Here is an 11831-nt window from a genome sequence, read left to right on the forward strand (position 1 = left end):
GCTTAGGGTCACCGTTGCGTCACGTCGGCGTGGGAGCGTTGCCACGGGGTGCCGCCCGCGGATAGATTCGGCGTGGGCGGAGACGCCCGTCAGGTCAACGACAGCCGATGGGGGCACGACGATGACAACACGACGGAACCGATGGATCCTCACGGGCGCCGGTCTCGCGACCGCGGCGCTCGCGCTCACGAGCTGCTCCGGCGGCCCCGGCGTCTCCGGGGGCGGTGACGGCGGAGACGGCGGCGAATCCGACAACCAGGTCACGGTCTACGGCACGATCGTCGACCACGAGGCTGAAGATCTCGAGCAGTCCTGGGCGGACTTCGAGGACGAGACGGGGATCGACATCGTCTACGAGGGATCCCAGGAGTTCGAATCGCAGATCGCGGTGCGCGCCCAGGGCGGCACCCCGCCCGACCTCGCGATCTTCCCGCAGCCCGGCCTGTTCACCGACCTCGCGGCCCGCGACTACCTCGTGCCCGCCTCCGACGGCGTCGTCTCGAATGTCGAGGAGTACTGGAGCGAGGACTGGGCCGGCTACCTCACCTATGAGGACCAGATGTACGGCGCGCCCTTCATGGCGAACATCAAGGGCTGGATCTGGTATTCGGTCCCGGCGTTCGAGGAGAACGGCTGGGAGGCGCCGACCTCGTGGCAGGGGCTGCTCGACCTCACCGAGGAGATCCGGGAGACGACCGATCAGCCGCCGTGGTGCGTCGGCTTCGGGTCGGACGCCGCGACCGGGTGGCCCGGCACCGACTGGATCGAAGACCTCGTGCTGCGCGCGCAGGGCGCCGATGTGTACGACCAGTGGGTCGCGAACGAGGTTCCCTTCACGGACGACGCGATCAAGCAGGCGTTCGACGACGCGGGCTCGATCATGCTCGACGAGAACTACGTCAACGCGGGTTTCGGCGGCGTCAGCTCGATCGACTCGACGGCCTTCGGAGACGTCGCGAACACGCTCGTCTCGGGCGACTGCATCCTCTCGCACCAGGCATCGTTCCTCGAGGGCTTCCTCATCGACGCCGGCGGCGAGGTCGCCGAGGACGGCGATGTGTGGGCGTTCATGATGCCTCCCTACGAGGAGGGCGGCGACCTGGCCGTCACGGGCGGCGGCGAGCTCGTCGGCGCGTTCAACGACGACGAGGACACGGTCGCGGTGCAGGAGTTCCTCTCGAGCGCCGAATGGGCCAACTCGCGGGTCGGCCTCGGCGGCGTGATCAGCGCGAACTCGGGCCTCGACCCGTCGCTCGCGTCGAGCCCGATCCTCCAGGAGTCGATCGCGCTGCTGCAGGACCCCGACACGGTCTTCCGCTTCGACGGATCCGACCTCATGCCGGGCGCCGTGGGATCCGGATCCTTCTGGAAGGGCATGCGCGACTGGGTCGGCGGCACCGACGTCGACAGGGTGCTCGAGCAGGTCGAGTCGGGCTGGCCGGCCGGCGAGTAGGCCATGGCCGCCTTCCTCGAGTGGCTCAGCTGGCTGTCGCCCTGGGTCCAGATCCCCGTCATCATCGCGGTGTTCGCCGCGGTGGTGGGGGTCCTGCTCTTCTTCATCGAGATCGCACCGCGGTCGGGGCGGGTGTACACCGTCATCCGCCTCGCCGCGTGCGTGCTGATGCCGCTCGGCGTCATGTGGATCCTGCAGTCGTGGACGTGGGCGATCATCGCCGCCGGGGTCCTCGGTCTGCTGTTCTTCTGGCTCGACTTCCGCGCCAAGGCGGGCGCCGGGTACCTGTTCCAGCTGTTCGGATTCCTCGCGCCCGCGCTGATCCTGCTGATCGTCGGGCTCGTGTTCCCCGTGCTGCAGACGATCGTGCAGTCGTTCATGAACTCGCGCGGCAACTCGTTCATCGGGCTCGACAACTACATCTGGATCTTCACGCAGCCGCAGGGCCTGCGCACGGTCGGCAACACGATCGTGTGGGTGCTCATCGCGCCCGTCGCGTCGACCGTGATCGGGCTCGTCTACGCGTACTTCATCGACAAGACGCGCGGCGAGAAGATCTACAAGACGCTGATCTTCCTTCCGATGGCGATCTCGTTCGTCGGCGCGAGCATCATCTGGCGCTTCATGTACACGCCGCGCCCGGCGGACCGTGACCAGATCGGCTTCCTCAACCAGCTCATCGTGTGGCTGGGCGGCGAGCCGATCTCGTTCCTGCAGGTCGAGCCGTGGAACACGCTGTTCCTCATCGTCGTGTTCGTGTGGATCTACACGGGCTTCGCGATGGTGGTGCTCTCGGCCGCCATCAAGGGCGTCCCGACGGAGCACCTCGAGGCGGCGCAGCTCGACGGCGCGAACGCGGCGCAGCGATTCATCCAGATCGTGGTGCCGGGGATCCGCTCGTCGATCGTCGTCGTCCTGACGACGATCGCGCTCACGTCGATGAAGATCTTCGACATCGTGCGCACGATGACGGCGGGCGGCAACAACACCTCCGTCATCGCCAACGAGATGTACACGCAGTTCCGCAGCTTCGAATCGGGGCGCGCGGCGGCCTACGCCGTCGTGCTGTTCATCCTCGTGATGCCGCTGATCATCTACAACGCCCGACAGATGAACAAGCAGAAGGAGGTGCGGTGATGAGCGAGACGCGAACCCTCGTGACGGGGGACAGGCCCCGCGCGCTCAAGGACGCGAAGCGCCGACTGACCTCGCCGTGGGCCACGATCGCGGCGCTCGTCATCGCGGTCATCTGGACGATCCCCACCTTCGGCCTGTTCGTCTCCTCGTTCCGTCCGCGGACCGAGATCCAGACGACGGGATGGTGGACGGCGTTCCAGAACTGGGGATGGACGTTCGGCAACTACGGCGAGGCGCTCGGCACGGCCACCGGCGGGCTGACGATGGCGCAGTCGTTCGTGAACTCGTTTGCGATCACGCTGCCGGCGGCGGTCATCCCGCTGATCATCGCGACGCTCGCGGCCTACGGCTTCGCGTGGATGGACTTCCGCGGCAAGAACATCCTCTTCGTGAGCGTGTTCGCGCTGCAGATCGTCCCGATCCAGATGGCGTTCATCCCGCTGCTGCAGCTGTTCTCGCGCGGTGAGATCTTCGGCTTCCCGATGATCCAGGCATTCGGCACGGCGGGCTACGCGCAGGTGTGGATCGCCCACTCGATCTTCGCCCTGCCGCTCGCGATCTTCCTGCTGCACAACTTCATCGCGCAGATCCCCGCCGACGTCATCGAGGCCGCGCGCGTCGACGGTGCGGGCCACGGGCAGATCTTCTTCAGGATCGTGATGCCCCTGAGCATGCCGGCGATCGCGTCGTTCGCGATCTTCCAGTTCCTCTGGGTGTGGAACGACCTGCTCGTGTCGCTGATCTTCGCGGACGGCAACGTCGCGCCCGTGACGAAGCTGCTCGCGCAGATGACGGGGCAGCGCGGCGAGGACTGGCACCTGCTCACGGCGGGCGCCTTCATCGCGATCATCGTGCCGCTGATCGTGTTCCTCCTGCTGCAGCGGTTCTTCGTGCGTGGCCTGCTCGCCGGCGCCTCGAAGGGCTGAGCGCGCATCATCTCCACAGGTCTTCGCCGAGTCCGCTGCGATTCGCACCGGACTCGGCGAAGACGTGTGGACGCGGCGGGAGGCGTATGTGCTCGCATAGACTCGAGGGAGGCCCGATGAGGCACCGCGAGTTCGGAGTGAGATGGCACAGCGTAAGAGCGGCAACCCCGCGAAGCAGGCGGAGATCGCGCGCCGGCGCGCTGAGGAGCGCGAGACGAAGAAGCAGGCACTGATCGCCGAGCGGAAGCGCCGCGAGGCCCGGCGGCGACTCCGCACGCGGATCGCGTGGATCGGCGGATCCGTCGCCGCCGCGGCCGTCATCGCCGTGATCGTCACGCTGTACGTCACGGCGCCCGAGCCGTTGAACGACTATGAGGCCGGCGGTTCCGGCGCGACGATCGAGGGCGTCGAGACATTCGACAACGCGACAGAGCACGTCGAGGGATCCGTCGACTATCCACAGAGCCCGCCCGCGGGCGGCGCACACCACGCGGCGTGGCTGAACTGCGGCGTGTACACCGAGCCGCAGGTCGACGAGAACGCCGTCCACTCGCTCGAGCACGGCGCGGTCTGGCTCACATATGATCCGGATCAGGTGTCGGACGCCGACATCGAGACCCTCGAGTCGTATGCGCCATCGAGCTATTCCGTGATGTCTCCGTATCCCGGCATGGACACCCCGATCGCCATCAGCGCGTGGAACGCGCAGCTCAAGGCCGACGACGCAGGGGATCCCCGGATCCGAGAGTTCTACGAGGAGTTCTGGCGCAGCGACGACGTGCCGGAGCCGGGCGCGCAGTGCACCGGGGCGATCGACGGCCCCGGGAAGCAGTGACCGCAGGCGGTCGCGGCGGCGTGCCGCGCTGGCTCCTGCTGCTGGTCGTCGTGATCGTCGGGGCGCTGGCTTTCACAGCGGGACGGATCGTCGCCGTCGGCGGCGAGAACGATGCCGCGGGGCCGAACGAGGCCGATGCGGGGTTCGCCCGCGACATGCAGGTCCACCACGCGCAGGCCGTCGAGATGGCGATGATCGAGTATCGCGCGACGGATGACGAGGAGCTGCGGATCATCGCGTACGACATCGCGACCGCGCAGCAGTCGCAGCGCGGGCAGATGTACGGCTGGCTCGTCGAATGGGGCCTGCCGCAGGCGGGGGATCCGCTCATGACCTGGATGCGGGGATCCGGCCACGACCACGGCGCGTCGCCGGAGGCCGACGACGACGAGCTGCGCGAGGCGATGGGGATGGCGTCGGACGAGGACGTCGCGCGCCTCGCGGAGCTCGACGGGCCGGCGCGCGACTGCCTCTTCGTCGACCTCATGATCCGCCACCACTCCGGTGCCGTCGAGATGGTCGACGCCATCGCCGACCTCGGCAGCGTGCCGCACGTCCTCCGCACCGCCGCATCCATGAAGGAGACGCAGCAGGCCGAGATCGACGCGCTGCGGTCGGTCAGCTCTCGCCTCGGGTGCGGGTGACGTCGCGTTCCGGTCGCGCAGATCGACCTTCGCGGGCTCGCCTACGGGATGAGCAGCGAGGAGAGGAGGACCGGGGCGCTCGCCGGGCCCGTGAGCACGACCTCGCCGCCGATCGCGGCCTGGTAGCGGACCTCGAGGGAGATCTCCGCGCTGTCTAACTCGGTGGTGATCTCGTACGTGACTGTGCCCGTCTCACTGTCGATGGTCTTCGGGAGCGCCTTTGTCGTTCCGGCGGAACCGAACTCGACAGTGAGGTCGACTTCGGCGCCGGGGACACCGGTGACCGTGACGGTGTACTTGTCTGCCGCAGACTTGACCGCCCCTGAGACCTGCGGGGATCCGCCCGGGAGTGGCGCGATCTCGGGCTCGGAGACCGACGAGTTCCCCGCGGCATCCAACGCAGTGACCGTGTACACGTGCCCCGAGTCGACCGATGACGGATCTCCCGGGAGCGCTGGCTCCGAGGTCGTGCGTCCGATCTCGACCCCGTCGCGTTTCACGATGTACTCCGTGACGGCGACGTCGTCTGCGGACGCGTCCCACGTCACGGTGCCGTCGAACGTGACGTCGACGATCTTCGGAGCGGTCGGCGCCGTGGTGTCCTCGATGACACGAGGCTCGGAAGCGGCGCCAGGAGCGCTCTGGTGTCCCGCCGTGTCGACCGCGATCACGGCGTAGGCGTATGTGCCGGGAGGCAGCTCTTCGTCGTCGGCGCAGGTCGTGTCGCTGGTGAACGTGCATTCGATCGCGGCGTCATCGCGGAACACGATGTACGAGTCGATATCAGCGTCGACGGCGTCCCAGGAGACCGCGCCGGTCGCGTCGACGGCCACGCCCGTCGGCGCGGAGGGCGCTGTGTCGTCCTCGGAGTCGGTCGGGCCTTCGCCCGAACCCGCGGAGTCGCCCTCGTCGCCGGGGCCCTCCGGCTCGCGATTGTGGTCCTGATCCTCTACCGTGCGCGTCTTAGGCGTGCTCGGCTCACTTCTGTTGCCGTCCGCATCGACGGCGACGACGGTGTAGCCGTACGTGCCGGGCTCGAGAATGTCGCGATCGTGATACCTGACGTCGCTCGTGCGGCCGAGGGGCTCGTCGTCGCGGAGCACGATGTACTCGACGGCCTCGTCGACCGCTGACCAGGTGACCTGACCGTTCTTCTTGACCTCGACCCCGGCCGGCGCGGAGGGAGCGGCCGGCTCCTCCGGCTCCTCGATCGTGCGCGTGGCGGGCGTGCTCCGCTCGCTCGCGTTGTCGGCAGCGTCGACGGCGATGACCCGGTACTCGTAGCTTCCCGGACCGAGGTCCGCACCGTCGCGGAAGCTGGTGTCGCTCGTGCTGCCGATGCGCTTGTCGTCACGCAGGACGATGTACTCGTCGACGGCGACGTCGTCCGTAGACGCCTCCCACGTGACCTCGCCGTCGGTGGTGACGTCGACGTTCGTCGGGACGGTGGGTGCGGTGGTGTCGTCGATGACGCGTTCCGCGGGTTCGCTCGCGTCGCTCTTGTTGCCCGCGGCGTCGACGGCGATGACGGTGTAGTCGTACGAACCGGGAGGGAGGGCGTCGGTGTCGTCGAAGCTGGTGTCGCTCGTGCGGTCGATCTCGTCGCCGTCGCGCAGCACGATGTATTCGTCGACGGCGACGTCGTCAGTCGACGGATCCCACGTGACCTCGCCCTCGGCCGTCACCTCGACGTCCGTCGGGACGGTCGGCTTCGTCGTGTCGGGGACCTCGACAGCCTCCTGCGTGACGCCCGGCTCGCTCTCGCCCTCAGGCGATACCGCGACCACGAAGTAGTAGTAGGAGCCCGGTGCGGGCAGCGCCGTCTCGAGCGCCGTCTGCGTCGTCTCGTCGATCAGCTCGGCGCCGGCGAAGCGCGCGTCGGTGTCGATGAACACCCGATACTCGTCGGCGTCGTCGACCGACGACCACTCCACGAGGATCGCGTCGTCGGCGAGCTCCGCCGTGACCGCCTCCGGCGCCGCGGGAACCGACGGCTCGGGTTCGGGGGCCGGAGTCGGCTCCGGGCTCGGAGTCGGCCTCGGCTGCGGCGAAGGCTGTGGGTCGGGCAGCGGCAGAGGCTCGGGCGTCGGCTCCGGGGCCGGCTCAGGCTCCGGTGTCGGCTCGGGTTCCGGTGTCGGCTCCGGCTGCGGAGTCGGCTCGGGTTCGAGCGCCTCGAGCAGTTCGTCGCGCACACCGAGGGCCGAGAGCGTCGTGGTGACCGGCTGCTCAGCGGACCTGTCGTAGACGACCGTCAGCGTTGCGTCGGCTCGCACCTGGTCGGGTGTGAGCGCGAGGGTGAGCGCGGCGGCTCCGCCGGCGCCGATCGTCGCCGAGTCGAGAGCGGATCCGCCCACCGTGCGCATGATCGACATCGCGGGCTCGTCGCCGGCTCCGCCGGCGCCGGACGACGTGGATCCGGCGGCCCGCACGCTCACGGGGCGGCCAGGCTCGCCCCCGACGTCGACGGTGATCACGCGCGCGGCCGCATCGTCGACGTGCGCGCCCGCGATTCTCAGCGGGGTGACGGCGTCGTCGTCGGGCTCGGACGCCTCGGCCTCGTCGTCGACCGCCAGCTCGTCCGACGCCTCGATCGACGCGCTCTCCGGCGCATCGCCTCCGGTGAAGGCGTCGCCCGCGGCGGTCGGGCCGGCGGGGTTCGACGACGCAGTCGCCATCGCGACGGCGACGATGACTGCGGTGGCCGCGATACCGGCCGTGACGAGCCCGCCGATCGTCCACGCGGCGCCCGCCGAGGACCCGCCGCTCGTTCCGCCGCCTCCGGCGCCCGCGGCGACGGCGGTGCCTCCGGCGACGACGGCGCCGCCGACGGCCGCCCCGCCCTCGACGACGGCGGGCGGCATGGCGGCAAGTGCGACGAGTGCCTCCTCGCTGCGCTGCACGGCCGCGAGGTATGCGCCGGCGGCGGGGATCCCGATCGCGAGGGGGAGGAGGATCATGGCGAGGCGGCTGCCGACGTCCTGCGCCTCGGACGCGACGATCGCGCAGCGCGCGCATCCGGCGAGGTGGGTGTCGAGCCGCTTGCGGTCACGCGCGCCGATGTTGCCGCGGGTGTGCGCCCCGAGGCGCTCGATGACCCACTGGTGCTCGGAACCGTCCTGCACCGACGCGAGATGGGCCTGGATCCACGCCTCGCGCAGCCCTTCGCGAGCGCGGACGGCGAGCTGCGACACGGCGGACGCCTGCATCCCGAGAAGCGGAGCGGCCTCTCGCGGCCTCATCTGCTCGATCTCGGTGTACCAGAGCACCTCCTGCCAGCGCGTGGGGAGGCTGCGGAAGGCCATGTGGGTGATGCCGTGATCGAGCGCCGCCTCGGCGGCCTCGTCGGTGCTGTCGGGATCCTCGAAGGCATCGATCTCGTCGATCGCGATCTCGTCACGCGCGCGGCCCCAGCTCGCGGCCGTGTTCCGGATCGCCGTGAAGAGGTAGGCGCGGAACGAACTCGTCGGGCCACCGCCGCGCCGCACCGTCTGGAAGATCTTCGCGTAGGCCTCCTGCACCAGATCGTCCGGATCGATGCTCGATGTGATGCTGCGCGCTGCTGTGACACCTGAGCGATAGTGCCGCGACCAGAGTTCTCCGAAGGCCTCCGTATCGCCGGACCGGGCGCGGAGGATGAGGTCGCCGTCGGACGCGCCAGCGACGTCGCTGACGTCGCCTTCGTGCGCGTCGGGCATGACTCTCCTCGGATTCGGACCTCCGAACGATTCTGCCCCTCGCGCGCGCGACATGCCAAGCCCTGTGGACAACTCTCGGCGAATCTCCGGGCTGATCTAGGGTTTCTGAGAATCGGAGAAAAAGTTCGCGAAGTCGCGTCATGAAACGGACGCCACGTCGTCTCATGGGGTGAGAGAGACGTCGCTCGGCGTCCGGGGGGAGTAAGTCCGAGCGCGGGTGTGAACGTGGAGCTCGTACCCAAGAAGGCGGCTCGCGGTCCGAGGATTCGGATCGCGAGCCGCCTTATTCGTTCGCAGGGAGAGACGTGCGTCAGCTGCGGGTGAGGGTGCCGATCTCGGATCCCGACTTGTCGAACACGATGAGGCTGTCGCCGTCGACCTGCACCTCGGCGGCGGCGCGGAGCCAGTCGTCGACGTCGACGCAGCCCTTCAGCGTCGAGAAGCCCGGCTTGAGCGTGAGCGTCTCGCCCTCGGCGGTGTACTCGCCGTGGATGCCGTTGCAGCCGTCGGACCCGGAGTAGGTGCCGTCGTCGGCGAACTCGATGTGCGGCTCGCCCTGCTCCGTGCTGGCGAATGTCGCGCCGACGTATTCCTGAGATTCCATGGATCCCCCTCCCGGGGTGGTGTCGGACGCGCATCCTGCGAGCGCGGCGGCGGGCGCGGCGGCGAGGAGAATCAGCGCGAGGCGGCGGCTCTTCATGGTCGTCCTCCCATCCTCGGGCGCGGTGCCCGCGGGTCAGGTCTGCGATCAGATTCCCACTTTAGTCGGATCTTTTGTATTGTGGGCTTGCTATGTCTGTGCTGGGGATGCGCTGAACTCTGCAGCGGGGCAGGCGAAACCACAGTGAAACGGCGACCCGGTCGCCACGAACCGATGGGGGAACTCCTTGAGCTCCACATTCACACGAGGCGCCCGTCTGGGCGCGATCGGCGCCGCCGCGGCACTCGCGGCGGGCGGTCTGATCGTGGCTCCGGCCGCCGCTGAAGAGGGCGCGCCGACGGCGACGCTCGAGCAGGGCAGTCCTTTCATGGTCGAAGCGATGCAGATTGAGGGCATCGTCAGCATCACGACCACGGACAATGAGGCGCGTGAGATCACCGTCAAGGTCCTCGAAGAGGGTCAGAGCGGTGGCGGCGGGTTCGTCGCCTCGGCCGAAACCGTCGACCAGGCGCAGGAGCTGCAGGAGAAGTACGGCAACGTTGGCGTGGTTGGCGTCACGGCGACTGCACAGTTCGACGTCACGTCGGCCGACCAGGTCGTCGGCGGTGCCGGCATCGTCTACCCCGTTCCGGGCGGCAGCGCCGTCTGCTCCACGGGCTTCTCCGGCTGGTCGCCGAACGGCGACCCGGCCGTCATCACGGCGGGCCACTGCGCCGCCGACGGTGCGGGCCCCGAGGTCTACCTCTCGGTTCCGTCGTCCGACGACAACGTCGGCAACGAGGAGCCTGCCTACGCGCCCGAGGCCTACGCCGAGCTGGGAACCTACGGCTTCCACCAGTACGGCGGCCCCGGCGACACGCAGGGTGCCGACGGCGACACGTCGTCGACCGACGTCGCCGTCATCGACGCGATCAACCCCGACCTCACGCTCCTCCCCGAGGTCACCGACTGGACGACGCAGGGCCAGGACGACCTCGCGGCGTCGACCGTCTCGGTGACGGGCGTCGGCGAGGCCGTGATCGGTGAGAGCGTCCAGCGCAGCGGCCGCACCACCGGCTTCGAGTCCGGCCAGGTCACCGAGCGCGGCTGGGCCAACGTCTCCGGCCACTTCGTGTACGGCTACGCGGCAGTCCAGACCGGCGACGAGACCTTCGTCCTCGGCGGCGACTCGGGTGGTGCCGTCCTGTCCGGCAACACGGCCGTCGGCCTCGTCAGCGGCGGCACCGAGGCGGGCGACCTCCTCTGGTTCGCCGACCTGCAGGCCGCCCTCGCGGTCACGCCCGGCTACAGCGTCGCGCTCGACATCGCCGAGCCCGAGGTCACGACCGCGGCCGCCGTGCGCGGCGGCTGGTTCGAGGGCTCCGCTCCCGCGAACTCGAAGGTCACCATCACGGGTGACATCGAGGGCGTCTTCGACGCCGACGCCAACGGCTACTTCGCCTTCCCGGCGCCCGAGGAGGTCGGCTCGTTCGACATCTCGCTGAAGGCCAAGCAGGGCTTCAACGTCTCCGACAAGGTCAACGCGACCGTCAAGACGAGCGAGATCCAGGTCGACGCCCCGGAGATCACGAGCCCGGCCAACGAGTCCAGCTCCACCGAGGCCGTCACGGCCGTCACCGGAACCGGTCAGCCCGGCGCCGAGGTCTCGCTCAAGGGCGACGCCGAGGGCACCGCGACGGTGGCCGAGGACGGCACCTGGTCGGTCGAGACGGCGCTCGGCTTCGGCGAGCACACGGTCGGTGCCGTGCAGACCTACAAGGGCGTCGAGTCGGAGGCCCGCTGGGTCTCCTTCACGGTCGTTCCGGGCGCTCCCGCCATCGTGACGCCGGAGAACGGCGGCTCGTATGACGAGGGCACGCTCACGGCCGTCGAGGGCACTTCGCCCATCGAGGGCGCGACCGTCTCGGTCACGATCGAGGGCGACAACGTCGCCGACATGTCGGCCAGCCTCCAGGCGATGGGTTCGCAGACCGGTGAGTTCGTCGTCGAGGACGGCACGTGGGTCGCCGAGTTCGCCGAGCAGCTCCCGGTCGGCGAGTACACCGTCTCGGCGAAGCAGTCGATCGACGGCGTCACGAGCGAGTCGGTCTCGGTCGCGTTCGAGGTCGTCGGCGCCAGCGCGCCGGGCGGCGGCGAGGGCGACAACGGCGGCGATGAGGGCAACGGAGGCGACGACGAGCTCGCCGCGACCGGTGCCGACCTGAGCGCCACGACGCTTCCCCTCGTCGGCGGCGCCGCGTTCGCCGTGATCGCCGGCGTCGCGCTCCTCGCGATCCGTCGCGCGGTCCGCGCCTGATCCAGGCAGCACCACAGCCCGCCGGGGCGGGGTGAGCTTCACGGCTCACCCCGCCCCGGCGGCTTTTTCCGTTCCGGTCGTCCACGCTATGATCGGATCCGTCGCGACTGGCGCCCGAGGTGGGTCACCACCGGGAAGCGACACGGAAGAACGGCATTCGGCCGCGCGCCTGGGCCGAAGCGAT

8 protein-coding genes and 1 riboswitch are annotated in these 11831 nt (G+C 69.4%); of the genes, 6 read left to right on the forward strand and 2 right to left on the reverse strand.

Going from position 1 to position 11831, the window contains the following annotated elements:
• Positions 1 to 121 precede the first annotated feature (121 nt).
• The 5 genes from GB932_RS08470 to GB932_RS08490 all read left to right on the forward strand — a co-directional run bounded on the left by GB932_RS08470 (position 122) and on the right by GB932_RS08490 (position 4995).
• On the forward strand, positions 122 to 1453 hold the full coding sequence (locus tag GB932_RS08470) for an ABC transporter substrate-binding protein (protein ID WP_156760255.1): 1332 nt from the start codon (positions 122 to 124) through the stop codon (positions 1451 to 1453).
• 3 nt (positions 1454 to 1456) lie between these two features.
• Positions 1457 to 2590 carry a carbohydrate ABC transporter permease gene (locus tag GB932_RS08475; RefSeq protein WP_156760256.1) on the forward strand — a complete coding sequence of 378 codons (1134 nt, stop codon included), beginning with the start codon at positions 1457 to 1459 and terminating at the stop codon, positions 2588 to 2590.
• A complete protein-coding gene (locus tag GB932_RS08480) occupies positions 2590 to 3516 on the forward strand; it encodes a carbohydrate ABC transporter permease (protein ID WP_156760257.1) in 927 nt (308 codons plus the stop codon). The genes GB932_RS08475 and GB932_RS08480 overlap by 1 nt, the downstream gene beginning before the upstream one ends.
• Positions 3517 to 3658: 142 nt before the next feature.
• On the forward strand, positions 3659 to 4351 hold the full coding sequence (locus tag GB932_RS08485; RefSeq protein ID WP_156760258.1) for a thioredoxin-like domain-containing protein: 693 nt from the start codon (positions 3659 to 3661) through the stop codon (positions 4349 to 4351).
• Entirely contained in the window at positions 4348 to 4995 is a 648-nt protein-coding gene (locus GB932_RS08490) for a DUF305 domain-containing protein (protein WP_156760259.1), read from the forward strand. The genes GB932_RS08485 and GB932_RS08490 overlap by 4 nt, the downstream gene beginning before the upstream one ends.
• A 41-nt stretch (positions 4996 to 5036) precedes the next feature.
• Here the strand turns inward: GB932_RS08490 and GB932_RS08495 are convergent, their stop codons facing one another.
• Together GB932_RS08495 and GB932_RS08500 are read right to left on the reverse strand one after the other, a co-directional pair.
• Positions 5037 to 8690 (reverse strand): sigma-70 family RNA polymerase sigma factor, encoded by a 3654-nt coding sequence (locus tag GB932_RS08495; protein ID WP_197517398.1) that lies wholly within the window; start codon positions 8688 to 8690, stop codon positions 5037 to 5039.
• Between the two features lie 310 nt (positions 8691 to 9000).
• Positions 9001 to 9390, reverse strand: a complete 390-nt coding sequence (locus GB932_RS08500) for an META domain-containing protein (RefSeq protein WP_156760261.1) — start codon at positions 9388 to 9390, stop codon at positions 9001 to 9003.
• A 187-nt stretch (positions 9391 to 9577) separates the two neighbouring features.
• Between GB932_RS08500 and GB932_RS08505 the strand changes: the two genes are divergently transcribed.
• A complete protein-coding gene (locus GB932_RS08505) occupies positions 9578 to 11647 on the forward strand; it encodes a S1 family peptidase (RefSeq protein WP_156760262.1) in 2070 nt (689 codons plus the stop codon).
• A 95-nt stretch (positions 11648 to 11742) separates the two neighbouring features.
• A riboswitch (ZMP/ZTP riboswitch) is annotated at positions 11743 to 11829 on the forward strand.
• The last annotated feature ends 2 nt before the right edge of the window (positions 11830 to 11831 follow it).

The organism is Microbacterium karelineae (assembly GCF_009745985.1).
Taxonomy (GTDB): Bacteria; Actinomycetota; Actinomycetes; order Actinomycetales; family Microbacteriaceae; genus Microbacterium; species Microbacterium karelineae.

What these genes read in the sequence shown, in the direction of transcription:
- GB932_RS08495 (WP_197517398.1), bottom strand. Translation starts at nt 8,690, where the DNA reads ATGCCCGACGCGCACGAAGGCGACGTCAGCGACGTCGCTGGCGCGTCC.
- GB932_RS08485 (WP_156760258.1), top strand. Translation starts at nt 3,659, where the DNA reads ATGGCACAGCGTAAGAGCGGCAACCCCGCGAAGCAGGCGGAGATCGCG.
- GB932_RS08500 (WP_156760261.1), bottom strand. Translation starts at nt 9,390, where the DNA reads ATGAAGAGCCGCCGCCTCGCGCTGATTCTCCTCGCCGCCGCGCCCGCC.
- GB932_RS08470 (WP_156760255.1), top strand. Translation starts at nt 122, where the DNA reads ATGACAACACGACGGAACCGATGGATCCTCACGGGCGCCGGTCTCGCG.
- GB932_RS08475 (WP_156760256.1), top strand. Translation starts at nt 1,457, where the DNA reads ATGGCCGCCTTCCTCGAGTGGCTCAGCTGGCTGTCGCCCTGGGTCCAG.
- GB932_RS08480 (WP_156760257.1), top strand. Translation starts at nt 2,590, where the DNA reads ATGAGCGAGACGCGAACCCTCGTGACGGGGGACAGGCCCCGCGCGCTC.